This window comes from Actinokineospora spheciospongiae, assembly GCF_003182415.1.
Lineage (GTDB): Bacteria > Actinomycetota > Actinomycetes > Mycobacteriales > Pseudonocardiaceae > Actinokineospora > Actinokineospora spheciospongiae.
This window is the reverse complement of the sequence record NZ_QHCP01000002.1, coordinates 1-26398: the sequence shown is the minus strand read 5'-3', so window position 1 is coordinate 26398 and position 26398 is coordinate 1. Positions and strand designations below refer to the sequence as shown.

At 73.1% G+C, this 26398-nt stretch carries 17 protein-coding genes; 8 read left to right on the top strand and 9 right to left on the bottom strand.

What is annotated here, in order from left to right; genetic code table 11:
* Positions 1–61 precede the first annotated feature (61 nt).
* Genes DFQ13_RS03700 through DFQ13_RS03690 form a run of 3 tightly spaced genes read left to right on the top strand, consistent with a single transcriptional unit; the run spans position 62 to position 2904 of the window.
* The gene (locus DFQ13_RS03700; protein ID WP_146241085.1) at positions 62–1435 is read left to right on the top strand and encodes an RNB domain-containing ribonuclease; all 1374 of its coding nucleotides are present in this window, start codon (positions 62–64) and stop codon (positions 1433–1435) included.
* Positions 1436–1460: 25 nt separating this feature from the next.
* Complete coding sequence (gene npdG, locus DFQ13_RS03695) at positions 1461–2129, top strand: NADPH-dependent F420 reductase (RefSeq protein WP_035278857.1); 669 nt, start codon at positions 1461–1463, stop codon at positions 2127–2129.
* A 13-nt stretch (positions 2130–2142) separates the two neighbouring features.
* A complete protein-coding gene (locus DFQ13_RS03690; RefSeq protein ID WP_110079267.1) occupies positions 2143–2904 on the top strand; it encodes a helical backbone metal receptor in 762 nt (253 codons plus the stop codon).
* 26 nt (positions 2905–2930) lie between these two features.
* Here DFQ13_RS03690 and pip read toward each other — a convergent pair whose 3' ends face one another.
* The 4 genes from pip to secA2 all read right to left on the bottom strand — a co-directional run bounded on the left by pip (position 2931) and on the right by secA2 (position 9638).
* Positions 2931–3881, bottom strand: a complete 951-nt coding sequence (pip, locus tag DFQ13_RS03685; protein WP_110079266.1) for a prolyl aminopeptidase — start codon at positions 3879–3881, stop codon at positions 2931–2933.
* A 92-nt stretch (positions 3882–3973) separates the two neighbouring features.
* Positions 3974–4837: a 3-methyl-2-oxobutanoate hydroxymethyltransferase gene (gene panB, locus DFQ13_RS03680; protein ID WP_110078850.1), complete on the bottom strand. Its 864-nt coding sequence runs from the start codon at positions 4835–4837 to the stop codon at positions 3974–3976.
* A 544-nt stretch (positions 4838–5381) separates the two neighbouring features.
* A complete protein-coding gene (locus DFQ13_RS03675) occupies positions 5382–7121 on the bottom strand; it encodes an NAD+ synthase (RefSeq protein ID WP_110078849.1) in 1740 nt (579 codons plus the stop codon).
* 180 nt (positions 7122–7301) lie between these two features.
* Positions 7302–9638, bottom strand: coding sequence for an accessory Sec system translocase SecA2 (gene secA2 / locus DFQ13_RS03670; protein WP_110078848.1), 2337 nt, complete (start codon positions 9636–9638; stop codon positions 7302–7304).
* 138 nt (positions 9639–9776) lie between these two features.
* Between secA2 and DFQ13_RS03665 the strand changes: the two genes are divergently transcribed.
* Complete coding sequence (locus tag DFQ13_RS03665; protein WP_110078847.1) at positions 9777–11339, top strand: alpha/beta hydrolase; 1563 nt, start codon at positions 9777–9779, stop codon at positions 11337–11339.
* 57 nt (positions 11340–11396) lie between these two features.
* Complete coding sequence (locus DFQ13_RS03660) at positions 11397–13028, top strand: alpha/beta hydrolase (protein ID WP_110079265.1); 1632 nt, start codon at positions 11397–11399, stop codon at positions 13026–13028.
* 536 nt (positions 13029–13564) lie between these two features.
* Here the strand turns inward: DFQ13_RS03660 and DFQ13_RS35485 are convergent.
* The 5 genes from DFQ13_RS35485 to DFQ13_RS03635 form a co-directional block, all read right to left on the bottom strand.
* Complete coding sequence (locus DFQ13_RS35485) at positions 13565–14353, bottom strand: GNAT family N-acetyltransferase (protein ID WP_146241083.1); 789 nt, start codon at positions 14351–14353, stop codon at positions 13565–13567.
* Positions 14354–14580: 227 nt separating this feature from the next.
* Positions 14581–15147, bottom strand: coding sequence for a TlpA disulfide reductase family protein (locus DFQ13_RS03650; protein WP_110078845.1), 567 nt, complete (start codon positions 15145–15147; stop codon positions 14581–14583).
* A 239-nt stretch (positions 15148–15386) separates the two neighbouring features.
* Entirely contained in the window at positions 15387–16958 is a 1572-nt protein-coding gene (locus tag DFQ13_RS03645; RefSeq protein WP_233438256.1) for an MFS transporter, read from the bottom strand.
* Between the two features lies 1 nt (position 16959).
* Positions 16960–17670, bottom strand: a complete 711-nt coding sequence (locus DFQ13_RS03640) for an LppX_LprAFG lipoprotein (protein ID WP_035285055.1) — start codon at positions 17668–17670, stop codon at positions 16960–16962.
* Between the two features lie 97 nt (positions 17671–17767).
* On the bottom strand, positions 17768–18727 hold the full coding sequence (locus DFQ13_RS03635) for a GlxA family transcriptional regulator (RefSeq protein ID WP_110078844.1): 960 nt from the start codon (positions 18725–18727) through the stop codon (positions 17768–17770).
* Between the two features lie 71 nt (positions 18728–18798).
* Between DFQ13_RS03635 and DFQ13_RS03630 the strand changes: the two genes are divergently transcribed.
* From DFQ13_RS03630 to DFQ13_RS03620, 3 genes are all read left to right on the top strand, one after another.
* Positions 18799–20094: an MFS transporter gene (locus DFQ13_RS03630; RefSeq protein WP_110078843.1), complete on the top strand. Its 1296-nt coding sequence runs from the start codon at positions 18799–18801 to the stop codon at positions 20092–20094.
* Positions 20095–20110: 16 nt separating this feature from the next.
* Entirely contained in the window at positions 20111–21454 is a 1344-nt protein-coding gene (locus DFQ13_RS03625; RefSeq protein ID WP_035285047.1) for a glutamine synthetase family protein, read from the top strand.
* Positions 21455–22469: 1015 nt separating this feature from the next.
* Positions 22470–25970: an FkbM family methyltransferase gene (locus DFQ13_RS03620; protein ID WP_146241081.1), complete on the top strand. Its 3501-nt coding sequence runs from the start codon at positions 22470–22472 to the stop codon at positions 25968–25970.
* The last annotated feature ends 428 nt before the right edge of the window (positions 25971–26398 follow it).

The window sequence follows — 26398 nt, the reverse complement described above, 5'->3', positions numbered from 1 at the left end:
CACCGGCACAGCCGCTCGCGACGACGTGGCCCCGCTCACCCACAAGGGTTAGGGTTCGGGGGTGGATGAGGACTTCGCAGCCGTCCGAGCCGATTTCGCGTTGCCCGACCACTACCCGCCCGCGGCGGTGGCCGAGGCCGAGCAGGCGGTGGCGCGCGGCCCCCGGTTCGACCGGCGCGACGCCACCGGCATCCCGTTCGTCACCATCGATCCCCCCGGCGCCAAGGACCTCGACCAGGCCATGGCCCTGGAGCGCACCGCCACCGGCTACCGCGTCCACTACGCCATCGCCGACCTCGGCGCCTTCCTCGACCCCGACGGCGCCCTGGACCACGAGGCCCGCCACCGCGGCCAGACCCTGTACCTGCCCGACGGCAAGGTGCCGCTGCACCCGCCCGTCCTGTCCGAGGGCACCGCGAGCCTGCTGCCCGGCCAGGACACCGCCGCCGCCCTGTGGACCATCGACCTCGACCACGACGGTGAACCCACCGGCGCCCACGTCGAGCGGGCGCTGGTCCGCTCCACCGCGCAGCTCGACTACGACAGCGCCCTCGACCGCGGCCACCCCGCCATCGAGCTGCTGCCCGAGATCGGCAGGCTCCGCCGGGCGAGCGCGATCAAGCGGGGCGCGGTCGAACTCCAGCTCCCCGAGCAGGAGGTCGAACCCGACGGCGACCGCTGGCGGCTGGCGCTGCGCCCCCGCACCGAGGTCGACGCGTGGAACGCCGAGATCTCCCTGCTCACCGGCATGGCCGCGGCGAAGATGATGCTCGACGCCGGGATCGGTGTCCTGCGCACCCTGCCTGACCCCGACGACGGCGCGGTCGAGTGGTTCCGGCGGTCGGCGAAGGCCCTGGGCGTCGACTGGCCCGAGGGCGTGGGCGTCGCCGAGCTGCTCAGCGGCCTGGACCCGGCGCGGCCCGAGGCCATGGCCCTGTTCATGGACGCCACCCGGTTGCTGCGCGGCGCCGGGTACACCGTCTTCGACGGCGAACCCCCCGCCCTCACCACCCACGCCGGGGTCGCCGCCGCCTACGCGCACGTCACGGCCCCGCTGCGCAGGCTGGTGGACCGGTTCGCCACCGAGATCTGCCTGGCCACCTGCGCGGGCCACCCCGTCCCCGACTGGGTCAGGGCCGCCCTCCCCGGGCTGCCCGCGCAGATGGAGGCCTCCGACGGGCTCGCCGCCAAGGTCGACCGGGCCTGCCTGGACCAGGTCGAGGCCTGGGTCCTCGGCGACCGGGTCGGCGACGGGTTCGACGCGGTGGTACTGCGGGCGGAGGCGAACTCGGCGGAGGTGTTCATCGCCGACCCGCCGGTGCTGGCCAGGTGCGCGGGGGAGGGGCTGCCCGAGGGGGAGACCATCCGGGTGCGCCTGACCGAGGCCGACCGGGACCGACGGCGGGTGTCGTTCGAGCGGGTCGCTACCGTCTGAGGGACAACTGCGGAGGGACGTGGACGTGACCGAGGTCAGCAAGCTCAAGGTGGGTGTGCTCGGCGGCACCGGACCGCAGGGGAAGGGCTTGGCGCTGCGCTGGGCCGCCGCGGGCATCGCCGTGGTGCTCGGCTCCCGCGCCGCCGACCGGGCCGAGTCCGCCGCCGCCGAGCTGCGCGGGCTGGCGGGTGTGGAGCACATCACCGGCCTGGACAACGCCGCCTGCGCCGCCGACGCCGACGTGGTGCTGGTCGCGGTGCCCTGGGACGGCCACCGCGACCTGCTGGGCTCGCTGCGCGACGAACTCGCGGGCAAGATCGTCATCGACTGCGTCAACCCGCTCGGCTTCGACAAGCAGGGCCCGTTCGCCCTGCCCGTCGAGGAGGGCAGCGCCGCCCAGCAGGCCGAGCAGGTCCTGCCCGACTCCCGGGTCACCGCCGCCTTCCACCACGTCTCCGCGGTCTCCCTGGCCGACCTGTCGATCACCGACCTGGACATGGACGTCCTCGTCCTCGGCGACGACCGCGAGGCCACCGACGTCGTCCGCGCCCTCGCCGACACCATCCCCGGCTTCCGCGGCGTCTACGGCGGCAGGCTCCGCAACGCCCACCAGGTCGAGGCGCTCACCGCCAACCTGATCGCCATCAACCGCCGCTACAAGGCCCACGCGGGCCTGCGCATCACCGACATCTGAGGTGCGCTCCGACGTGCTCGACGACCTCGGCGCCCCGGTCCCGCTGACCGCCCCGCCCCGCCGGGTGGTCAGCCTGGTCCCCTCGCTCACCGAGGCCCTGGCCCCCACCGGGACCCTGGTCGGCGCCACCGACTACTGCACCCACCCGCCGGACCTCGACCTCCGGCGGGTCGGGGGCTCCAAGTACCCCGCGGTCGCCGCGGTGCTCGACCTCGCCCCGGACCTGGTCGTCGCCAACTCCGAGGAGAACCGCCCCGAGGACGTCGCCGAACTCCGCGCCGCGGGCACCCCCGTCTGGGTGACCGAGGCCCCGACCACCGTCCCCATGGCCCTGGCCTCGGCGCGGCGCCTGTTCACCGAAGCCCTGCGCGTCCCGGTCCCGGACTGGCTGCCCACCGCCGAACGGGTGTGGGCGCGGGTCACCCCGCACCGCGCCACGGCCGTCACCCCGGTCTGGCGCAAACCCTGGGTGGTCCTCGGCCGGGACACCTTCGCGGGCGACGTCCTGCACCGCCTGGGCGTCCGCAACGCCTTCGCCGACCACCCCGACCGCTACCCGCGCCCACCGCTGGAAGACCTGAACGCGGCCCCGGCCGACCTGGTGGTCCTGCCCGACGAGCCCTACGAGTTCACCCCCACCGACGGCCCCGCCTTCTTCCCGGGGAAGACGCCGGTCCTCGTCGTCGGCCGCCACCTCACCTGGTACGGCCCCTCCCTCGTCGAAGCCCGCCACCACCTGGACGAGGCCATCACCCGAGCCCTGCGCACCACCTGAGCCCCCATGGGAGTCGTCCACCCGCGTCAGCGGAACTCGTCGGTGGCCTCCCGCAGCGCGTCCAGCACCCCGGGGTCCGACGTGGCGTGACCGGCGCCGGGCAGCAAGGCCAACCGCGAGTCCGGCCAGGCCTGCCGCAGCTCCCACGCCGTCACCGGCGGGCACACCACGTCGTAGCGGCCCTGGATCAACCGCCCCGGGATGCCCGCCAGCTTCCCCGCCCCCGCCAGCAGTTGGTCGTCGGCCAGCCACCCGCGGTGGGCGAAGTAGTGCAGGGCGACCCTGGCGAACGCCACCGAGAACCGGGGTTCGGCGTACTGCGCGATCAACCCCGGCGCGGGCAGCAGCGACACCGTCGAGCCCTCCCAGTTGCTCCACGCCGTGGCCGCGGCGGTGCGCGTCGCCTCGTCCGGTCCGAAGACCATGTCGTGGTAGGCCACCAGCGGGTCCACCCCGGTGGGGACCAGGGACCGGAACTTCGCCCACGCCTCCGGGAACAGCGCGCCCGCCCCGCCCCGGTACAGCCAGTCCAGTTCCCGGGGCCGCAGCAGGAACACCCCGCGCAGGATGATCTCGCTGACCCGTTCCGGGAACTCCTCCGCGTAGGCCAGCGCCAGCGTGCAGCCCCACGACCCGCCGAACAGCAGCCACCGCTCGACGCCCAAGTGCTCGCGCAACCGCTCCACGTCCGCCACCAGGTGCCACAGCGTGTTCGCCGACAGGTCCGCCCCGGGGTCGGCGACGTGCGGGGTGCTGCGCCCGGAGCCGCGCTGGTCGAACAGCACGATCCGGTAGGCGGCGGGGTCGAAGTGCCGCCGCTGCACCGGGTTCGTCCCGGCGCCGGGCCCGCCGTGCAGCACCACCGCGGGCTTGCCCGCCGGGTTGCCGCTGACCTCCCAGTACACCCGGTGCCCGTCACCCACGTCCAGCATCCCGTGCTCGTGCGGCTCGATGGCGGGGTACAGGGCGGCAGGCATGCCGGACATGCTGCCCTACCCGGGCGAGCACCGGGGCGGACGAGTCGCAAACCGGGCCGCGACCCCGGGGAACCGGGGCCGCGGCACCGGGATCAGTGGAAGGCGTGCTCCGGGCCGGGGAACTCCCCGCCGCGCACGTCGGCGGCGAACCGCTCGGCGGCACCCAGCACCACACCGGCCAGGTCCGCGTACCGCTTGACGAACCGCGGCGCCCTGGCCCGGCGCAGGCCCAGCATGTCCTGCCACACCAGCACCTGGCCGTCGCAGTCCGGTCCGGCGCCGATGCCGACGGTGGGCACGTCGAGTTCGTGCGTGACCCGCTTGGCGACCTCGGCCGGGACCATCTCCATCACCACGGCGAACGCCCCGGCCGCCTGCAGCGCCACCGCGTCGGCGACCACGGAGTCCCCGTTCTCGCCGCGGCCCTGCACGCGGTAGCCGCCCAGGTTGTGCTCGCTCTGCGGGGTGAAGCCGATGTGCCCCATGACCGGGATGCCCGCGGTGGTGATGGCCCGGACGTGCGGGGCGAACGCCGCGCCGCCCTCCAGCTTCACCGCGTGCGCGCCGCCCTCCTTCATGAACCGCACCGCCGTGGCCACCGCCTGCTCCACCGAGACCTGGTAGGAGCCGAACGGCAGGTCGGCGACCACCAGCGCCCGCTTCGCCGACCGGGAGACCGCCCGCACCAGGGGGATCAACTCGTCGACGGTGACCGGCAGGGAGGTCTCGTACCCGTAGACGTTGTTCGCGGCCGAGTCGCCGACGAGCAGGACGGGGATGCCCGCCTCGTCGAACAGCTCGGCGGTGTACATGTCGTAGGCGGTGAGCATGGGCCACGGCTCGCCGCGCTGCTTGAGCTCCCGCAGGTGGTGGACCCGGACCCGCTTCGCGGGCTGTGCCCCTCGCGGTGCGGTGCCGGTCCCGTACGGGGCCGCGACCTCAGTGTTCTCGGACATCGCTGTCGACCGTCCTTCCCTCGTGGCCTGCTTCGGCGCAGGTCCCCGGGTTCGCGCGGATGGCTTTACCCGCTCAGCGTGACACCGCGACCACCGGCTGACGAGCGCGTGTCGCCCACCTCACAACGGGTGCGCCCCGCCTTGGTGCCGGAGGGACACGCTCGGGATCTTGGTGGGTGTGCCCGGGTGGGTGGATGTGCTCGGCTGTGCCGCTGTTCAAAGCCCGGTCTTTGTGTGGGTGTGCCCGGCTGGGTGGATGTGTTTGGCCGGGGCCCCTATGGCGATCATGTGCTCCAGTGTGACCGGGTGGGGCTGAAAAGATGCCCCACCGCCCAGGCAGGCTGTCACATGATCGCCACCCCCGGCCAAACACATCCACCCACCCGGGCAGTTGCTTGGTCGGGCCGGCGGTTCCCGGGGCGGTCGGCTGGCCAATCGCATCCACCCACCCGGGCATTTGCTTGGCCGGGCAGGCGGTTGTCGGGGGTGGCTGGTGGTTGTTGCTGCGCCGGTGGGTTTGCGGGTGGGTGTCAGGCGCTGTGGCTCACGGTTGGGGGGCGACCGGCCTGCCCTCGCGGAAGGCGTTGGTGATGGGCAGGCGGCGGTCGCGGCCGAAGGCCTTGAAGCTGATCTTGGTGCCCGGCGGGTACTGCCGCCGCTTGTACTCGGCCCGGTCGACCAGGCGCAGCACCTTGTCGATCAGGGGTGGTTCGAAGCCCGCGGCCACCAGGTCGTCGTAGCCGCTGTCGCCCTCAACGTAGTCGTCCAGGACGGCGTCGAGGAGGTCGTAGTCCGGGAGGGAGTCGCTGTCGACCTGGCCGGGGCGCAGTTCGGCCGAGGGGGGCTTGCTGATCGAGTTCTCCGGGATGGGCGGGGTCTCGCCGCGCTTCTCCGCCTCGGCGTTGCGCCAGCGGGCCAGGGCCCACACCAGGGTCTTCGGGACGTCCTTGATCGGGGCGAACCCGCCCACGGCGTCGCCGTAGATGGTGGAGTAGCCGACCGCCAGTTCGGTCTTGTTGCCGGTGGCGAGGACCAGGTGGCCGTGCTCGTTCGACAGGCCCATCAGGGTGACGCCCCGGCAGCGGGCCTGCACGTTCTCCTCCGCCAACCCGGTCAGCCCCAACTGGTCGACGAACGCGGCGACCATCGGTTCGATCGCCTGCACCTGGTAGTGCAGGCCGATCCGCTCCGCCAGGTCCGCCGCGTCGGACTTCGAGTGGTCCGAGGAGTACACCGACGGCATCGACACCCCGTGCACCGAGGCCGCCCCCACCGCGTCGGCCGACAGGGCGGCCACCACGGCGGAGTCGATGCCGCCGGAGAGGCCCAGCACCACCGACCGGAAGCTGTTCTTGCGGACGTAGTCGCGCAGCCCGGTGACCAGGGCGGCCCACACCTCCGCCTCCTCGGGCAGCGGCTCGGCGATCCCGGGCGCGGGCAGCGGCTCGTACGCCGGGACCGGCTCGGTGGACAGCACCACCCGCCGCACCGTGAAGTCGTCGACGGTGTCCCGGTCCACCCTGGCGGCGTCGCCGGGCAGGTCCAGGTCCACGACGGACAGGTGCTCGACGAACTGCGGCGCCCGCGTCACCAGGTTCCCCCGGACGTCGACCACCATCGAGTCCCCGTCGAACACCAGGTCGTCCTGCCCGCCGACCTGGTTGACGTACACCAGCGGGGCGTCGGCCTCCGCCGCCCGCCGGGCCACCAGCGGCAGCCGGGCGTCGTCCTTGGCCCGCTCGTACGGGGAGGCGTTCGGCGACACCACCAGGTCCACCCCGGCCTGCCCGAGGGCGGAGATCGGGCCGCCCTCCTGCCAGATGTCCTCGCAGATGACCATGCCCACCTCCAGCCCGCGCACCCGCACGATCTCCAGCGCGTGCCCGGACCGGAAGTACCGCCGCTCGTCGAACACCCCGTAGTTGGGCAGGTGGTGCTTGAACTGCTTCGCCACGACCTCACCCCGGTGCAGCACGGCGGCGGCGTTGCGCGGCCCCACCTCGTCGAGGTCCAGGTACCCCACGAACGCCGCGACGTCCCCGCACCCGGCGTCGGCCAGCGCCACCGCCAGGTCGGTCAGCGCCTTCTTGGACGCGGCGGCGAAGGACTTGCGCAGCGCCAGGTCCTCCACCGGGTACCCGGTCAGCACCATCTCCGGGAACACGACGAGGTGCGCCCCCGCCTCGGCGGCCTTGCGGGTCCACTCGACGACGGTGGCGGAGTTGCCCGCCAGGTCCCCCACGGTGGGGTTGACCTGCGCGAGCGCGATGCGGAGCTGCGGCATGGGGTCATCCTCCATCATGTTTTCGCCCCACAGGCGAAAATGTGACCGGCGTCGTGGGCGCCCCGATGATGACACGCCCGCGCGACCGGAACCCGGTGGGCCGACCCGGCGCGCGGGACCACTCGGGACGGTCCCCGGTGGTCTTCCCGCCGCGCCGCCCCGGTGTCCGGCGCGGACGGTCTACCGGCCCGTCTTGACCTTGCGGATGGAGGCGCGCACGCGTTGCAGGGCCTGTTCGGCCTCGGAGTCGAACGGGTTGTCGTGCACCATGTACGTCCACGTGGAGGTGGGCCGCGACAGGCCCGCCGCGGCCAGGTCGGCGCCGTCGGAGGTGATCGCCACCGACTCCAGGGACTCCGCGGCGAGGGTGCTGATCTCCTTCATGATGCCGCGGAACTCGCCGATGGCGACCCGGTGGAACTCGTCGATCGGGGTCTCGCGGGCCAGGGCGCGCAGGTGGATCGTCTCGCGGACGTCGCCGAGGAACGCCAGGTGCTGCGACCAGCGCTGGTCGAGGTGGTGCAGGGTGATCTGCCTGGCCACCTTCTCCATGACCGCCGCGGTGTGCTCCTCGACCAACTCCGCCCACCGGTCGGGGGCCTGCTCGGCCAACTGCTTCGCGGCCAGGTCGGTGCGCAGCACGTCGTCGCGGTAGGCCAGGACCAGGCCGCGCTGGCGCTCGACCAGGCGGGTGTAGCGCCAGGTGTTGCGGTGGATGTCGAGGTTGACCCCCTCGGCGACCTTCTGCGCGTGCTCGATGAACCGCGCCGACGTCGGGTCCTCCAACCGCCCGTCCTCGTCCGGCTCCGACCCCGCGGTGGCCTCCGGGGCGAACTGGACGACCAGCTCGTCGGCCAGGCTGCAGTAGACGACCGACCCGCCCGGGTCGCCCTGGCGGCCGGAGCGGCCGCGGAGCTGGTTGTCGAGCCTGCTGCTGCCGTAGTGCCCGCAGCTCATCACGTACAGCCCGCCCAGCTCGGCCACCTTGTCGTGGTCGGCCTCCGAACCGCCCGCGCCGCCCAGGCGGATGTCGGTGCCGCGACCGGCCATCTGGGTGGACACCGTCACCGCCGCGTGCGCGCCCGCGTCGGCGACGATCGCGGCCTCCTCGGCGTCGTTCTTGGCGTTGAGCACGACCGCGGTCACCCCCGCCTCGGCCAGCAGCGAGGCGATCCGCTCGGACTCGGCCACGTCCAGGGTGCCGACCAGGATGGGGCGGCCGGTCTCGTGCGCCTCGACGATCTCCGCGATCAGCGCCGCCTCCTTCTGCTCGACGGTGGCGAACACCCGGTCGGGGGAGTCGACCCGCACGCACGGCTTGTTCGGCGGGATCACCGACACCTTGAGGTCGTAGAACTCGCGCAGCTGCTCGGCCACCGCCTGCGCCGTGCCGGTCATCCCGCACACCCGCCGGTAGCGGCCGATGAGGCCCTGCACCGAGATCGAGTCCAGCACCTCGCCGCTCTCGGTCGGCTTGAGCCGCTCCTTGGCCTCCACCGCGGCCTGCAACCCGTCCGGCCAGCGCTGCAGCAGCGCGATCCGGCCCCGGGAGGTGTTGATCAGGTGGACCTTGCCGTCGCGGACGATGTAGTCGACGTCGCGGGTCAGCAGGGCCTGGGCGTGCAGGGCGGCGTTGACCGCGGCGAGGCGGTCGCTGTGGTCGCCGGAGTACAGGTCGATGTCGCCGAGGGCCTTCTCCACGACCTTCGCGCCGCGGCTGGTCAGCCAGGCGTTGCGGTTGTCCTCGTCGCGCTCGTAGTGCTGCCCGGGGCGCAGCGTGCGCACGATCGCGGCCACCTCGGGGTCGGCCTGGGCGTCGTCGGTGGACCCCGCCATGACCAGCGGCACCCTGGCCTCGTCGACCAGCACCGAGTCGGCCTCGTCGATCAGCGCCACGTCCGGTTCGCGGTGCACCAGGTCCGCCACGGAGGTGCACAGCCGGTCGCGCAGCACGTCGAAGCCGATCTCGCTGACCGCGCCGTAGGTGACGTCGCAGGCGTAGGCGGCGCGGCGCTCCTCCGGGGAGGACTCCTGGTCCACCCAGCCCACGGACACCCCGAGCAGCTCGTACACCGGCCGCATCCACTCCGCGTCGCGCCGGGCCAGGTAGTCGTTGACCGACATGACGTGCACCGACCGGCCCTGCACGGCGTACCCGGCGGCGGCCAGCGCGCCCGCGAGCGTCTTGCCCTCGCCGGTGCCCATCTCCACGACCCGGCCCTGCAGCAGCTCCAGCGCGCCGACGAGCTGCATGTCGTAGGGGCGCTGCTCCAGCGCCCGCCGCGCCGCCTCGCGGCCCAGCACGCACAGCTCGACCTGGGCCTGCTGGTCGAGCGCCTTGCGCTCCCGCAGCGCGGTGGCGGCGGCGGTCAGCTCCTCGTCGGACAGCTCGGCGACCTTCTCCTCCCGCCACCGCACCGAGGTGAGCAGGTCCTTGTACTTCTTCAGGTCGACCGTCGACGGCCGCTCCAGCAGTCGCTGAAACCCGCTCTTGACCCGTGTCAGAAACGCAGCCACGACTCCGGCCACCCCTTCGCTCCGCCGAACATCCCGCTCGAACAGTGACGCAATTCTCGACCCTGCCACCTAACGGTGGACCACGGCAGGTGAGTTCCGCGTCCGGGTGGCAGGATCGGGCGGGTGCGCAGTCCGACGATGGCCCTGATCGGTACCGCCCTGTCGACCCTGGTGCTCGCCGCCTGCACGTCGAACCCCGGCGCACCCGTCCAGGAGACCGAGCGTAAAGGCCCGACCGGCGTGGTGCCCGACGGGCTTTCCGCCTTCTACGGTCAGGCGCTGACCTGGGAGGACTGCGCCGACTATGCCAAAACGGACAACGACAGGGAGCAGTTGGGCAAAGGCGGCCTGCGGTGCGCGCACCTGACCGTGCCGCTGGACTACGCCAAGCCCGACGGCGACACGATCACGATCGGCGTCCTGCGCAAACCCGCCACCGCACCCGACCGGCGGATCGGTTCGCTCGTGGTGAACCCGGGCGGACCGGGCGCGGCGGGCCTGTCGGCGGCGGCCCGGCTCTCCGAGGTCGGCGAGCTGAACGAGCGGTTCGACTTCGTCGGCTTCGACCCGCGCGGCGTCGGCTCCAGCGAACCCACGGTCCGCTGCCTGACCGACCAGGAGCGCGACGCCGAGCGCGCCGAGGACGACGAACTGGACACCTCACCCGCCGGTGTCGCCAGGCAGGACGCGGAGCAGGAGGAGTTCGCCGCGAAGTGCGCCGAGCGCACCGGCAAGGGCGCGGCGATGCTGGCCAACGTCGGCACCGTCGACGTCGCCCGCGACATCGACGTCCTGCGCTCCGCCCTCGGCGACGAGAAGCTGACCTACCTGGGCTACTCCTACGGCACCCGCATCGGCACCGTCTACGCCGAGAGCTTCCCGCGCAACGTCCGGGCCATGGTCCTCGACGGCGCCCTCGACCCGGAGCAGGACGCGGTCGGCGAACTCGTCGCCCAGGGCGAGGGCTTCCAGAAGGCCTTCACCGACTTCGTCGCCTGGTGCGTGCAGCGCCAGGACTGCTCCCTCGGCCGCGACGCCAAGCAGGCCCAGACCAACTTCCAGCAGTTGATCCGCCCCCTCGGCACCCGCCCGGTCGAACTGGCCGACGGCCGCAAGCTCTCCTACGGCGACGCCACCACCGGGGTCATCCAGGCCCTGTACTCCGAGCAGCTCTGGGAGCCGCTCAACACCGGCCTCAACGAGGTCAAGCAGAACAAGGGCCGCATCCTGATGCTGCTCGCCGACTCCTACGAGGAACGCGGCAAAGACGGCCACTACTCGACCACCCAGGACGCGTTCACCGCCGTCCGCTGCGTGGACGACCCCCGCGTGACCGACCCGAACGTCGTCCTGGAGGCCCAGCGCCGCTACAAGGCCGCCGCCCCCTTCCTCGACGACGGCAACCCGCCCACGGCCTCCCTCGACGCCTGCGCCTACTGGCCGGTCCCCAACACCGGCGAACCGCACCTGCCCCGGGTCGAGGGCATCCCCCCGATCCTGGTCGTCTCCACCACCGGCGACCCGGCCACCCCGTACGAGGCGGGCGTCAACCTCGCCAGGGCCCTCGGCGGCGGGCTCCTCACCTACGAGGCCACCCAGCACACCGCCTTCCTCCAGGGCGTCGCCTGCGTCGACGACGCGGGCTCGGCCTACCTGACCGACCTGGTGCTGCCCGAGGAGGGCAAGCGCTGCTCCGGCTGACCGCCGTGTGACCTTCCCGTCTGTCACACCGGGCGGGCCCGGAGCGAAGTGCTGGTCATGCCAGTCGTTCCCCGCTCCGCCGCGCGCGGGCCCGCCCCGGTCAACGCCACCACCGGTGACGCGGTGTCCGCCGGGTGCCACCCCGGGCCGGTGCGCCGCCTGCTCCCGGTCGTGCTCGCGCTGCTGCTCACCGGCGCCTGCACCACAGCCGTCCCCGGAACCGCCGTGCCCGGGAGCGTGGAACAACGCGGCCCGGTGGGCCCCGTCCCGACCGGGCTCGACCGCTTCCACGCCCAGCCGCTGACCTGGCGCGACTGCCGCCCGTTCGGGACGAACGACGTCGCCAGGGGCGTGTTCGGCAAGCGCACCCTCCAGTGCGCGACGCTGACCGTGCCGCTGGACTACGCCAAGCCGCAGGCCCGCACGGTCGAACTGGGCGTGCTGCGCAGGCAGGCCGCCAAGCCCGACCAGCGGATCGGCGCGCTGGTCGTCAACCCCGGCGGCCCCGGCGCCTCGGGCATGGAGGCCGCGGCGGGCCTGGGCGCCCGCAACAAGGGCACCGAGGTCACCGACCGCTTCGACCTGGTCGGGTTCGACCCGCGCGGGGTCGGGTTCAGCGGCCCCGACGTCGTCTGCCTGACCGCGGCGGAGACCGACGCCCTGCGGTCCGCGCCGCCGGTGACCGACGTCGCAGGCTACGAGGCGCAGTCGCGGGACTACGCGGCCAAGTGCGCCGAGCGCAGCGGCGGCGCCGAGGTGCTGGGCAACATCGGCACCCGCGAGGTCGCCAGGGACCTGGACGTCCTGCGGTCCGCGCTCGGCGAACCGAAGCTGACCTACGTCGGCTACTCCTACGGCACCCGCCTGGGCACCGCGTACGCGGAGGCGTTCCCCGGCAACGTCCGGGCGATGGTCCTCGACGGCGCCGTGGACCCCGAGCGCGGCGTGGTCGACCAGGTCATCGGCCAGTACCACGGCTTCGACCAGGCCCTGGACGCGTTCCTGATCTGGTGCCGGGGCACGGGCACCTGCACCGTGCGGGACCGCAAGACCCTGATGGCCCTCATCGGCCGCGTCCAGGCCTCCCCGGTGGCGGTGGGCGACCGGCGGATCACCGGCCTGGACGCCACCCGGGCCATCACCGCGAGCCTCTACTCCCCGCTGACCTGGCAACCCCTCAGCGACGCCATCGACGCCCTGGACGCGGGCGACGGCACCGCCCTGCTGGAGATGGCCGACAGCAGCTACGGCCGCCAACCCGACGGCGGCTACAGCGGCGCCACCGACGCCCTGATCGCCGTCCGCTGCGCGGACGACGAGCGCGTCACCGACCGTGCCGCCCTCCTCCCGGCGGTCGAGGGCACCAGGGGCACCTTCCTCGCCGCCGCCCAACCCGTCCTCCCCGCACTCGACCCCTGCGCGTTCTGGCCCGCCCCCGCCACCGCCACCCCCCACAAACCCCAGGTCGACGGCATCCCACCCCTCCTGGTCATCTCCACCAGCGGCGACCCCGCCACCCCCTACCTGGCCGGGGTCAACCTCGCCGAAGACCTCAAGGCGACACTGCTGACGTTCTCCGCCACCCAGCACACGGTGTTCCTGCAGGGCAACACGTGCGTTGACACCATCGGAGCGGCATACCTGGTCAACGGCACCCTCCCCGCCCCCGGAACCACCTGCACCCCCTGACCCGCCTGCTCGACCGGACTCGCCACCAGCCCGGCGAGCGACTGCACGGGTGGGTGGATGTCCTCAACGCAGGCCGACCACCCCACAAACCGCCGACCCGGCGAGCCAAATGCCCGGGTGGGCGGATGCGCTTGCCCAGCCGACCACCCCGACAACCGCCAGCCGGCCAAGCAGACGCCCGGGTGGGTGGATGTGCTTGGCCAGCCGACCGCCCCGGGAACCGGCGGCCCGACCAAGCAACTGCCCGGGTGGGTGGATGTGTTTGGCCGGGGGTGGCGATCATGTGACAGCCTGCCTGGGCGGTGGGGCATCTTTTCAGCCCCACCCGGTCACACTGGAGCACATGATCGCCATAGGGGCCCCGGCCAAACACATCCACCCAGCCGGGCACACCCACACAAAGACCGGGCTTTGAACAGCGGCACAGCCGAGCGCATCCACCAAAGCCCCGGGCTTTGCACCAGAGAACCGCCGAGCACATCCCCCACCCGGGCACCCCAGCGAAAGACTGGGCTTTCGCAGGAATGGCCTGGCTGTCAGGAGACGGCCTGGCTGCCAGGTGTCCGCTGGAAGACGTGCACCTCGGTCCGGTCGACGTACCCGAGGCGCCGGTACCAGCGCCGGGGCCACCCGGTGGCCTCGGCGATCAGGTAGCGCACGTCGTCGTCGGCCGAGCGGTGCAGCGCCTCGGCGACCAGGGCCCGCCCGTATCCGCGCCCCCGGCTGTCCGGCAGGGTGATCAGGTTCTCGAACTGCGCCACCCCGTCCCGCCGGTACAGCTCACCCCGGGCCAGCACCCGCCCGCCGCGCCCGCGCACCGCCAGGAAGGTCACCTCGGCCCCGCGCTCGTAGAGCCGCACCCGGTCGGCCAACTGCTCGATCTCGTGGTCCGGGTCGTCGGGGAAGTCGGCCCGCCAATCCCGGATCAGCCACGGCCGCAGGTCCTCGAAGTCGACCGCCTCGACCAGCGCGCGGTCCCCCTCGGGCAGCGGGCCGTCGTGCACCATGGTCACGATCCGCTCGTGGTTGCGGTACCCGGCCCGCCCGAACGCCCCCGCCGCCGCGGCCCCCGCCCCGGCGTCGTCGAACTGGACCTGCCGGTGCCGCAGCCCGGCCCCACCCAACACCTCGTCCGCCACCCCGATCACCTCCTCCGCGGCGACGGACCCGGTGACCACCACCCGGTTGTGCGTCCACGAGGCGGGGTAGTCGGCCTGCAGCAAGGCATAACCCCACGGGAAGTCGACCACCTCGGTCGCCTGCACCCGGGCGAACCCGTGCTCGAACCGCCCGATCCGCCCCAACTGCTCCGCGGCGCTGTCCATCACCGGCACTCCATGATCCGATCGTATGACCCCCCGGCCCAACCCCCGCCACCCCACAAGCCAACCCGGCGCCCCCGTCAACCCGGCGCCCCCGTCAACCCGGCGGCGTCCGCACCCTCCCCGCTACGACTGCCCCACTCACCCGGTTTCCCGCTCACCCTGGGCCCCGCCCACCTGGTGTCCCCCCCATCCAGCGTCCCCATCCACCCCGGTACTTCCGCTCCCGCTCACCCGACGGCCTCCGCCACCGCCTCCCGCACCCGTGGCAGCACGTCCTCGGCCAGCACAGCCCCGTGGAACACCGCCGCGACCCGGTGCCGCCGGTCGAGCACCAGCGTCGTCGGCACCGCGATGCTCCGGTACTTCCCCAACCCCACCAACGACCGCCCCGCCGGATCGTAGATCGACGGGTACCCCACCCCCCGGTCCCGCACGAAGTCCACCGGGACGCTGCGGTCGTTGTCCCGGATGTCGACCCCGAGGAACTCCACCCCCGCACCCTCGGTGTCAGCCCGCACCCGCTCCAACTCCCCCACCTCCCCGCGACACGGCCCACACCACGTCCCCCACACGTTGAGCACCACCACCTCACCCGCGAAGTCGTTGCTGGACAACGCCTTCCCCGGCTCCACCAGGTCCTCACCCGCCACCGCGTCGATCGCCACCCGCTGCTCCACCGGCACCAGGGCCCCGTTCACCGGCACCGCCGAGGGATTTCCAGCCCCACACCCCGCCCCACCCGCGAACGCCACCCCCACGAGCACCACCGCCGCGCGCACCACCGACAACCGCATGACCGCCCCCCAATCTGGTGATCACCTACTCGCCGAGCACAAAACCGCCGCCTCCCGAACCCCGTTCTCGTTCGACTCCCAGGAACCTGCTCAGCAACCCCACCCCCGCTCGGTCGCGCCCCTCGGGGCCGCCCCCGGCCACCGGCGTCCCACTCGAAGCGACGGGTGAACACGACCGGCGCCGTGTCGGGACGCCGCTGCGGTCGCGGTCGCTCCGCGAGGCATCCATTGTTCCCCGGTCAATCGACTGCGGCGGGGGACTGCTGTGGATCACTCGTTTCGGGGGTTGGTCGGGGTTTGATCAGCAGGGCCAGGGCGGCACCCGCGGCGCAGACCACGGCTGTGATCAGGAAGATTTCCGTGTACTGGGTGAGCAGGGCCGATTGCAGTGCCGCCTGGTAGTCGGCGATCTCCTTGGCCGCCACCGCCGGGTCCTTGCCGAAGGGCAGGGGGACGTTCAGGTTCGCCGTCAGGGAGTGGAAGCGGTGCAGGCCCCAGGCGGAGAGGGCGGCCACGCCGACCAGCATGCCGGTCATCCGGGCGATGACCACGGCGGCGGCGGCCACGCCGTGGCGTTCGGTGGGGACCGCGCGCAGGACGGCCGCCGAGAGGGGGGCGATGACCAGGCCCAGGCCGAGGCCCGCGACGACCAGGTCGGTGTCCACGTGGGACAGGCCGGGGAACCAGCCCCCGCCCAGGGGGTCGGCGGGCCAGGCGGACATCAGCAGGTAGCCGACCGCCGCGACGGCCATGCCGACCACCGACACCGGGCGGTCGCCGACGCGGCCCGCCAGCCAGCCGCCCGCGACCGCGCCGATCGGGAGGGCGACCAGGAAGCGCAGGAGCAGGAACACCCCGCCCTGGTCGTCGCGGCCCAGGAGGGTCTGGGCGAACAGGTCGACGTCGACCAGGGTGACCATCAGGGCCGCGCCCGCGGCGACCGAGACGCCCAGGGCGGCCAGGAAGGGGCGCATCGCCACGCCCGCCGGGTCGATCAGGCGGGTGCGGGCGCGGCGCTCCCACAGCAGGAACAGCACCAGGGCCACCGCCGCCCCGAGCAGCGTCGGCAGACCCCACGACGGCAGGACCGCCGTGCGCGGGTCGGGGTTGTAGAGGCCGACCACGGCCAGGCCCAGCGTCACCGCCAGCAGCGCGCCGCCGACCACGTCGACCCGGACCCGCTCGGCGGCGGCGGCCCGCTTCGGGACGGTCAACTGCACCGCCACCATCGCCAGCACGGCCAGGGGCACGTTCACCCAGAACACGCCGCGCCACCCGGTGATGCCGAACGCGTCGGACCACAGCGGCAGGGCCGCCACGGCCACCCCGTAGAGCGGGCCGAGCACGCTGCCCAGCTCCTGCGCCCCGCCGACGGCGCCGAGCACGGTCGACCGGTCGCGTTCGCTCCACAGGTCCGCCGCGAGCGCCATGGTGACCGGCAGCAGCGCGCCGCTCGCCACGCCCTGCACCACCCGCCCGGCGACCAGCGTCGTCAGGTCGCCGGACAGGGCCGTGATGACCGACCCGGCGGTGAAGCCGAGCAGGCACGCCTGCAGCAGCGGCCTGCGCCCGAACCGGTCGGAGGCCTGGCCCAGCAGCGGCATCGCGGCGATGTAGCCGAGCAGGTACCCGGTGACGATCGGGGTGACCTGCTCCAACCGGTTGATCGGGATGCGCAGGTCGGTGATGATCTGCCGCAGCACGCTGACCACCACGTAGGTGTCCAGCGCGCCGAGCAGCACCGCGAGGCCGCCCGCGCCGATGGCGATCGAGCGGCCCCGCAGGCGGGGCGCGGCGGCGGTGGCGGTCACGTCAGTTCGGCGGGGTGATCGTGACCGGCTTGCCGATCTCCGACAGCGACAGGTCCACGGTGGCCGTCTGGTCGCCCTGCGGCACCTCCACCGTCGCCTTGACCGGGTCGCGGGTGTCGTTGTCGCGCACCCAGATCGACAGGTCGACGTCACTGCTCACCCCGGGCACCACCCGGGAGACGACGTCCTTGGCGACCCGGCCGTTGACCTTGAACGCGTCGACCCCGTCGACGGTCTCGCGCTTCTCGGTCTTCGGGTCCTGGATGTTGCCCAGCACGTTCGCCACGCCCCGGTCCGGGTCGAGGATCGCCGACGGGTCGTAGATGTTGGTGACCAGCGAGGCGTCGAGCTTCTGGTAGCCGCCCGTCGGTCCCTGCAGGTACAGGTCGTCGGGGGTCAGCACGAACTTGCCCTCGATGAGCTGGCCCAGGAGGGTCAGCTTGACCGTGCCCTGCGCCCCGCCCCCGCCGAGGCGGGTGATGTCGCCGTCGGCGTTCTGCACCGGGATGGCGTTGACCGTCCCGTTGACCTTCAGCGAGAAGTGGACGGTCTCGATCTTCCTCGTCGCCTCGGTGGCGGACTTCAACAGCGCTGCCCCGTCGGGCAGGGTGCTCGTCTGCCCACCGGGCGTCGAGCCCCCGTTCGACGTGCAGCCGGACACGAGCACCCCGACGACCGCGAGTGCTCCCAGAAACCTTCGGCGCGTGACCATGGGAGGGATCGTAGGGGGGATCGGCTGAGGGCGGGAGAAACTGTCCACAGGCGGGCCCGACCTGCGGAAAAGTGCTCCACCGGTGAGTGGGTGGCTCTCAGGGGGCGCGGAAAGTCCTGCGGTAGGCCAGCGGTGACACGCCGATCGTGGCGCGCAGGTGCTGGCGCAGCGACGCCGCACTGCCCAGGCCGGACTCCTCGGCCACCCGGTCGATGGGCAGGTCCGTGGTCTCCAGCAGGTGCCGGGCGTGCCGCAGGCGCTGCTGGACCAGCCACGCGCCCGGGGACAGGCCGGTCTCCGCGCGGAAGTGCCGGGAGAACGTGCGCACGCTCATCGACGCGCGGGCCGCCAGGGTGGCCAGCTCCAGCGGCTTGTGCAGGCGGTTGAGCGCCCACTCGCGGGTCGGGCCGGTGCCGCCGGTGCCCGCCGAGGGCAGCGGGCGGTCGATGAACTGCGACTGCCCGCCGTCGCGGTGCGGTGGGACGACGCAGTGCCGGGCGGCGCGGTTGGCGGCGGCGCTGCCGTGGTCGGTGCGCACCACGTGCAGGCACAGGTCCACGCCCGCGCCCAGGCCCGCGGAGGTCAGCACGTCGCCCTCGTCGACGAACAGCACATCCGGGTCGAGGTCCACGCGCGGGTAGAGGGCGCGGAACTGCTCCGCGTACCGCCAGTGGGTGGTGGCGCGGCGGCCGTCGAGCAGGCCCGCGGCGGCCAGCACGAACGCGCCGGTGCAGATCGACATGACCCGCGTGCCCGGCCTGATCAGGGCGAGCGCGTCGGCCAGCGGCCCGTCGAGGACCCCCCGGTGGCGCGGACCCGGGGCCATCGTGCCGGGCACGACCACGGTGTCGGCGGTGGCCAGCGCCTCCGGCCCGTGCTCGAGCAGCGCCCGGTACCCGGTGTTCATCCGCACCGGTTCCCGGTCGACGCCGCACACCACCACGTCGTAGAGCGGCTCCCGGTCCGGGCCTGCCGCCGAGCGCATGATCTGCGGGGGGATGGCCAGGTCGTAGCCCACGGCCTCGTCAACAGCCAGGACGGCCACCCGGTGCGTCATGGCCGAATCCTTCCACATGTTGGCACTCAGGCCACTTCCGGTGAACCGCCGCAACCCACAACCTGTTCTGCGTGACAAGACTCGACGACGCCCCCGTCCGCGCCCGCCGCCCGCACCGGGCCTGGTCCGTGGCCGCGGTGGCCTTCGTGGCACTGGTCGGCGCCGCGGGCTTCCGCGCCGCCCCGAGCGTGCTCATCACCCCGCTGCACGACGAGTTCGGCTGGTCGACCGGCACCATCTCCGCGGCGGTGTCGATCAACCTGGTGCTCTACGGCGTCATCTCCCCGTTCGCCGCGGCGCTGATGGAGAAGCTCGGCATGCGCCGGGTGGTCACCGGGGCGCTGCTGCTGGTCGCCGCGGGCAGCGGCCTGACGGTGTTCATGACCGCGAGCTGGCAACTGCTGCTGCTCTGGGGCGTGTGCGTCGGCGTCGGCACCGGGTCGATGGCGCTGACGTTCGTCGCCACCGTCACCTCCCGCTGGTTCATCAGGCACCAGGGCCTGGTCAGCGGCGTGCTCACCGCGGCGGGCGCGGCGGGCCAGCTCGTCTTCCTGCCGGTCGTGGCCCTGCTCGCCCGCGACCACGGCTGGCGGCCCGCGTCGCTGGCGGTGTCGTTCGCGGCCCTGGCCGTCGTGCCGCTGGTCCTGCTCGCCCTGCGCGACCACCCGCGCGACGTCGGCACCACCGCCTACGGCGCCGACCCCGCGGCCCCTCCCACCACGCAGGCCCCCAACCCCGGCCACGCCGCCGCCCGCGCGCTCCGAGTCCTGCGCGTGGCGGTGCGGAACCGGACGTTCTGGCTGCTCGCGGGCGGGTTCGCCATCTGCGGCGCCTCCACCAACGGCCTCATCGGCACCCACTTCGTGCCCGCCGCGCACGACCACGGGATGCCCGCCACCACCGCCGCCTCCCTGCTGGCCCTGGTCGGCCTGTTCGACGTCGCGGGCACCATCGCCTCCGGCTGGCTCACCGACAAGGTCGACCCCCGCCTGCTCCTCGGCGCCTACTACAGCCTGCGCGGCGCCTCCCTGCTCGTGCTGCCGCACCTGTTCGCCGCCACCACCGAACCGCCGATGTGGGGGTTCGTCGTCTTCTACGGCCTGGACTGGGTGGCCACGGTCCCGCCCACGGTCGCCCTGTGCCGCCGGGTGTTCGGCGCCGACGGCCCGATCGTCTTCGGCTGGGTCTTCGCCTCCCACCAGGTGGGCGCCGCCCTCGCCGCCACCGGAGCGGGCCTGATCCGCGACCACCACGGCGGCTACGACCCCGCCTGGTACCTCGCGGGCGGCCTGTGCGCGCTGGCCGCCGTCATGTCCCTGCGGATCACGTCACAGCGACAACCCGCAGGGGCGCCGGGGGCCGCCTAACATCTACGCTGCGCCCATGGATCGCCAGCAGGAATTCGTCCTCCGCACCCTCGAGGAACGCGACATCCGGTTCGTCCGCCTGTGGTTCACCGACGTGCTGGGCTTCCTCAAGTCGGTGGCGGTCGCGCCCGCCGAACTCGAGGGCGCGTTCGCCGAGGGCATCGGCTTCGACGGTTCCGCGATCGAGGGCTTCTCCCGGGTGTACGAGTCGGACATGATCGCCAAGCCCGACCCGGCCACCTTCCAGGTCCTGCCCTGGGAGACCCCGGAGGGCGAGCCCTACTCCGCCCGCATGTTCTGCGACATCGCCATGCCCGACGGCTCCCCCTCCTGGGCCGACCCCCGGCACGTCCTGCGCCGCACCCTGTCGCGGGCCAGCGAGGCCGGGTTCACCTGCTACGTCCACCCGGAGATCGAGTTCTTCCTGCTCAAGAACCTCCCGGCCGACGGCAGCGAACCCGAACCGGCCGACAACGGCGGCTACTTCGACCAGGCCTCGCACGCCAGCGCCACCCACTTCCGCCGCCACGCCATCGAAACCCTGGAGGCGATGGGCATCTCGGTGGAGTTCAGCCACCACGAGAACGCCCCCGGCCAGCAGGAGATCGACCTGCGCTACGCCGACGCGCTGACCATGGCCGACAACGTCATGACGTTCCGGTACGTGGTCAAGGAGGTCGCGCTCACCCAGGGCGTGCACGCGTCGTTCATGCCCAAGCCGTTCTCCGACCAGCCGGGCTCGGGGATGCACACCCACGTCAGCCTGTTCGAGGGCGACCAGAACGCGTTCTACAACAACGAGGACCCGTACGAGCTGTCGGACACCGGCAAGGCGTTCATCGCGGGCCTGCTGCGGCACGCGCGGGAGATCTCGGCGATCACCAACCAGTGGGTCAACTCCTACAAGCGGCTGATCGTCGGCGGCGAGGCCCCCACGGCCGTGTGCTGGGGCCACGCGAACCGCTCCGCGCTGGTCCGCGTGCCGAACTACTCGCCGACCAAGTCCTCGTCGCGGCGGGTGGAGATCCGCTCCCTGGACTCGGCCTGCAACCCGTACCTGGCCTACTCGGTGATACTGGCCGCCGGGCTCAAGGGCGTCTCCGAGGGCTACACCCTCCCGCCCGCCGCCGAGGACGACGTGTGGTCGCTGTCGGACGCCGAGCGCCGCGCCGCCGGGTACGCGAACCTGCCGCAGAACCTGGGCGAGGCACTCAACGAGATGGAGAACTCGGAGCTGCTGGCGGAAACGCTGGGGGAGCACGTGTTCGACTACTTCCTGCGGAACAAGCGCACCGAGTGGGACGCCTACCGGCGCAGCGTCACCCCCTACGAGCTGCGGTCCCTGCTGCCCGTGCTCTGAGGTCCGGGTGGCGCACCCAGAGGCCGGTCTCCTCGTGCGCGCCCCGGTCGACTTCGCCCGGGGTGAGCGCGCCGGGGACCAGGTACCGACCGCTGCGTGCGGGAACGCAGCATCGGTCCACCCCTCCCACTGCGCCACGGTCACGACCATCCCCGGACCGTGGCGCCGGCGGGTGCGGACCACGGAGTCCGGTGCAGCCCGTCGGTGGGGGAGGTCCAGCCCGCGAAGTCGACCGGTGCTCCGCCTCGGGGACGCGGCGCACCGGCGCGACCGCCAGGCTCCACCGCGCGGCCCGAGCCCGCCCCGGCCGCGATCCGGCCGGATCGCGGCCGAGACGACGCATGGGGTGCCCGGCTCGACGCCCACCGCGCACTCGCGGACCGAGGTGGTCGAGGGCGCCGTCGCAGCCCCCCGACAGCGCGGCCGGGCCGCCGTCGCAGCGCAGGGCGCCCGCCACCGCGTTCCGGCGCTCGGCGGTGCCCCGGTCGTGCAGGACGAATCCCGGCCAACCGCCGCGCAGCGCCCTAACCGCCGCACCACCCGGGGCCAGGGTGCTCGCCGCCGGTCATGACCCCGGTCCGGGGCACGGGGCCGACCCCATGGGCCACCCGGCCCGGTGAGCTGTTCCACAGCCCGCTCCGCGCGACTTGTCCACAGCTCGGCCCACCCGTTTGACATCCGGCGCGCGCTGCGGCAGGCGACCAAGCCATCCCAAACCCCCACCCTCCCGGGGGATTCGGGTCCGTGGGGCCATTCTACCGGCGGGGGTGACAGGGGAGGGGTGGTGTTGATCTTCCTGTGGACAAGTCGTCGCTGGGGTCCACAGGTTTCCGGTTGCCCTTGACGGAGAGGAGCGATGCGCCACACAGGGCGAGGGGATCGGGAACGATGTGGCGTCCACCGGGGGAAACGCGGGATGGGGGGACCGCGGGCAGTGCTGCGGAGAGTTCCGGCGCACCACCCACACGAGTTCCAACCATCGCGCCCGGGTGGGGGAAGCCATTAGGTTGGCCGGGTGGCAGACGTCGTCGGGACCCGGTCGTTGAGCGCCTGCACGGTTGTCGACTGTGCACGGTTGGGCGCGGCTCGGGTGGCCGCCCGGACGTTCCGGGAGCAGCACCCCGGGGCGCGCTTCGTCATCCTCCTCGTCGACGGCACCGCCCCGGACACCATCCCACCCGCCGAACTCGGGATCGGCGACGCCGAACTCGCCGCGCTGGCCACCGGGCACACCGCCGCGGAAGCGTGCGCGGCCCTGCGGCCCCGGCTGCTCGAGTGGCTGCTCGACGGCGAGGACGCGGTGCTGCACCTGGCACCCCAGGTCCGCGTGCACGCCCCCCTCACCCACGTCACCGACGCGCTCACCGACGCCGCCGTCGTCCTCGTGCCCAAGGCGCTGCGACCGCTGCCCGCCGACGGGCTCCAACCCGGGGCCGACGACCTGCTGGCCGCCGGGGTCTACGACGAGGGGTTCATCGCCGTCACCCACGGCGCGGAGCACTTCCTGCACGCCTGGGCCGAGGTCAGCCTGGCCACCCCGGCCCGCGCCGGGGTGTTCCTCGACGGGGCGCCCGCACTGGTCGACCACCGGGTCCTGCGCGACCCCGGCCTCAACCTCTCCCGCTGGAACGCCGCCCAACGCCCCCTCGGCCGCGACGCCGACGGCAACCTGACCGCAGGCGGCCTGCCGCTGCGGACCGTCGACCTCACCGGGTTCGACCCGCGCAAACCCTGGCTCCTGACCGCCGAGCACCGCGACCACCCGCGCGTCCTGCTCTCCGAACACCCCATCCTCAACCAGCTCTGCGCCGACTACTCCGAGGAAGCGGGCGAAGACCCGCCCACCCCCACGACCAAGTTCGGCAGCCTCGCCGACGGCACCGCGCTCCCGCCCTCGCTGCGCGCCGCCCACCGCGCCCAGAAACCACCCGCCGCCGGAGTCGACCCCGCCGGGTTCCTGCGCTGGGCCTGCGAGGCACCACCGAACCAACCCGACGCCACCCGGTGGGCGCTCTGCCTCTGGGAAGACGACCCCGACCTGCGCGAACGCTTCCCCGAACCGTTCGGCGCGGACGCGGGCGCCTACCGCGACTGGTGCGCCGCCGACGCCGTGACGACCGGGCGGATGCACCCGCGCGCCGTACCGGGGCAAGCCCCCGACGTCACCCTGATCGACCAGATCGGCGTGTCCGTCCTCGGCACCGGACCCCTCGCCGACCGGCTGCGACTGGCCGCCACCGCCTCCGGGCTGCCCATCTCCGACGAACCGGTCTACCCCGTGGTGCTCGCCTGCGCCGGGACCGCCGCCGTACCCCGGCAACGGCACGTCATCGCGGTCCGCGACGAGTACGGACCGGTGCCCGCCCGCGCCGACGAGCGCTGGCTGGTCTGGCCCGCCGCCGCCCCCGCGCCCGACGGGGTGGCCACGCACACCGTGCCGCTGCCCGTCCCCGACCGGGGCGCCCGCGACGAACCCGCCCGCGACGAGGCCAGGCACGACCTCGGCCTCGACACCGAACCCACCTTCGTCGGCCTCGCCGACCAGGCCGACGACCTGCTCGCCGCCTTCCGCGCCGCCTTCCCCACCCGCGACGACGTGCGGCTGCTCCTGCTCGTCCCCGACGCGCTGACCCGAACCGAGGCGGCCGAACGGCTGCGGCTGTTCGCCGCCCGCGAACCCCGGGTCCGGCTGATCACCAGGGAAAGCGCTTTCGCCACCGCCGTCGACGCCGCCACCTGGGCCGTCTCCGTCCACCAACCCGGCGACCCGCACGGCGCCCGGGTCAACCGGTGGCTCACCGACCTGTCCCTGCGCGGCGTCCCCCTCATCACCGTCGCGGGCGGGACCGGCGCCGAACTGCTCGGCGCCGACGGGTGCGTGGTGCTGCCCGTCGACGAGTTCGCCGCCGACACCATGATCGCCGGGGCCGTGCGCGACCTGGCCGACGACCACGCCACCGCCGACAAGGTCGGCTCCGCCGCCCGCACCCACCTCACGGAGGCGCTGGCCCCCGCCGCGACCGGCGCGGCCGTGCGCAGACGGGTCGAACTGGCCTACCGCAGGTGGCGGGCGGGCCGGGCACTGGCCACCGCCACCGAGGACGACCCGCTGCGCGCCCTGCGGGCCGCCCGGCACGCCCTGCTGCGCAGGCCCGACGCCGACGTCGGCTACAAGATCCCGATGGCCCCGCAGATGCGCCGGGCCGTGCTCCGGGTCCTCTCCCACTACGACAACCACCTCACCTCGGTGATGGGCTCGCTCATCGACGGCATCGAGCGGACCGCGGTAGAGCTCTACGAACGGCAGGAACGGCTCGCCGCCCCCGGGGCGGGCACCGACGTAGACCTGCTGCGGGCCGACCTGGACCTGGTCGTCGAGCGCACCACCGCAATGGGCAGGCAGGTCACCACCGCCAACGAGGAGATCGCCCGCCTGCGCGGCGACGTCACCGGCGGCGCGCGGGCACTGGGGGAGCTGTCGTCGCGGGTCCGCGAAGTCGGGCAGCGGGCGGAGATCGCCCCGGCCGCCGGGGACGAGGTGCGCAGGCTGACCGAGGCGCTGGCGGCGAGCACCGCGCGGATGGACGCGCTCGAAGCCCGGCTCGCCGAACGCGAAACCGCCCAGGAGAGCAAGCTCGCCATGGGGGCCTGGTCGGCCGACCAGGCCCTGCGGGCGACCGACGCGCTGCGCAGAGTCGTTGTGCGCCAACAGGAACGCGCCAACCCGACCGACACCGCGAGTTCGCTCGTGCTGTGCGACGCGGGGCTGCTGCGGCTGCCCGCGCGCGACAGCGTCATGTCGGCGGTGCTGTCGAGCAACGGGGTGTGGGAACCCGAGGTCGCCGAGCTGGTCGACTCGCTGATCGAACCGGAGAGCGTGTTCCTCGACGTCGGCGCGTACGTCGGCTACCACGCCATCCGGGTGCTGAGCAGGCTCGGCACCAGCGGCACCGTGGTCGTCGTCGAACCCGACCCGGACGCGCTGGAACTGTTGCGGCACAACGTGTCCGAGAACGTCGCCGAGTCGGTGGCCGAACGTCTGGGCGTGCTCGCCGCCGCCGGGTGGGACAGCCCCGCGACCCTGGTCGGGGTGCCCTCGGCGGGGGGCGGGTACGCCGTGTCGCCCCGGGACCCGAAAACAGTGACCACGGACACACCGGGTGAAGTTGCGGTTGCCGGGGTCCGGCTGGACCGCGAACTCGACGCGCTGGAGGCCGCCCGGGGGCAGCGGTTGTCGGTCGTCAAGGTCGACGTCCCCGGCCGCGGGCACCGGGCCCTCGGGGGCCTGGTGCGCCGGTTGCGCAAGGACCGGCCGCACGTGATCTTCGGTGTCGACGGGGCGCTGACCAGCGCTTTCGGCGACGACCCCGCTGTCGTGCTGCGGGAGTTCCGGACGTGGGGCTACGAGCTGGTGCGCTTGGGCGAGACCACCGCCGTGGGGGTGGACGAGGTGCTCGGCGAGGTGCTCTCCGGGCAGGTGCGCACGGTGTGGCTCCGACCGGCCGCAAGCCGCTGACCAGCCGATTTGACTTTGAATTTCTACCTGCGTAACTTTCTCCATGTCGCACGGAGCGCCGGACAGGAAAGGCCACAGGGCCTGACCCGGACGGAGCCGGAAGACACCACCTGCTAGTCTGCTCCGGCAGGCCGACAGGGCCGGGACTTCCACCGGGTCGAGCGGATTTGACATCGCGAAACGGACCGGGTAACGTTCTGCGGCGTTGCGAGACACCGAAACCCACCGGGTAAGGACCAAGCGGTCCTCCACGGCCGGGCGCGGATCGAGCAAAACCTGACTTGCAATACCAGCCTCGGATGAGGCCGCGCCTGAACAGGGTCGGTTGAGTCGGATGTGCGTGTGTTGTTTGAGAACTCAACAGTGTGCCGATTTAAGCCAGTAGAGCTTAATATCATGAAACCCTGTCAGGGGTTTCCTTTGAGATG

Excerpts from the sequence above, each read along its gene's own strand:
- pip (WP_110079266.1), bottom strand. The coding sequence starts at position 3,881 with ATGCCTGCCGCCCTGTACCCCGCCATCGAGCCGCACGAGCACGGGATG.
- panB (WP_110078850.1), bottom strand. The coding sequence starts at position 4,837 with ATGTCCGAGAACACTGAGGTCGCGGCCCCGTACGGGACCGGCACCGCA.
- DFQ13_RS03675 (WP_110078849.1), bottom strand. The coding sequence starts at position 7,121 with ATGCCGCAGCTCCGCATCGCGCTCGCGCAGGTCAACCCCACCGTGGGG.
- DFQ13_RS03665 (WP_110078847.1), top strand. The coding sequence starts at position 9,777 with ATGGCCCTGATCGGTACCGCCCTGTCGACCCTGGTGCTCGCCGCCTGC.
- DFQ13_RS03660 (WP_110079265.1), top strand. The coding sequence starts at position 11,397 with ATGCCAGTCGTTCCCCGCTCCGCCGCGCGCGGGCCCGCCCCGGTCAAC.
- DFQ13_RS35485 (WP_146241083.1), bottom strand. The coding sequence starts at position 14,353 with ATGGACAGCGCCGCGGAGCAGTTGGGGCGGATCGGGCGGTTCGAGCAC.
- DFQ13_RS03650 (WP_110078845.1), bottom strand. The coding sequence starts at position 15,147 with ATGCGGTTGTCGGTGGTGCGCGCGGCGGTGGTGCTCGTGGGGGTGGCG.
- DFQ13_RS03640 (WP_035285055.1), bottom strand. The coding sequence starts at position 17,670 with ATGGTCACGCGCCGAAGGTTTCTGGGAGCACTCGCGGTCGTCGGGGTG.
- DFQ13_RS03635 (WP_110078844.1), bottom strand. The coding sequence starts at position 18,727 with ATGACGCACCGGGTGGCCGTCCTGGCTGTTGACGAGGCCGTGGGCTAC.
- DFQ13_RS03625 (WP_035285047.1), top strand. The coding sequence starts at position 20,111 with ATGGATCGCCAGCAGGAATTCGTCCTCCGCACCCTCGAGGAACGCGAC.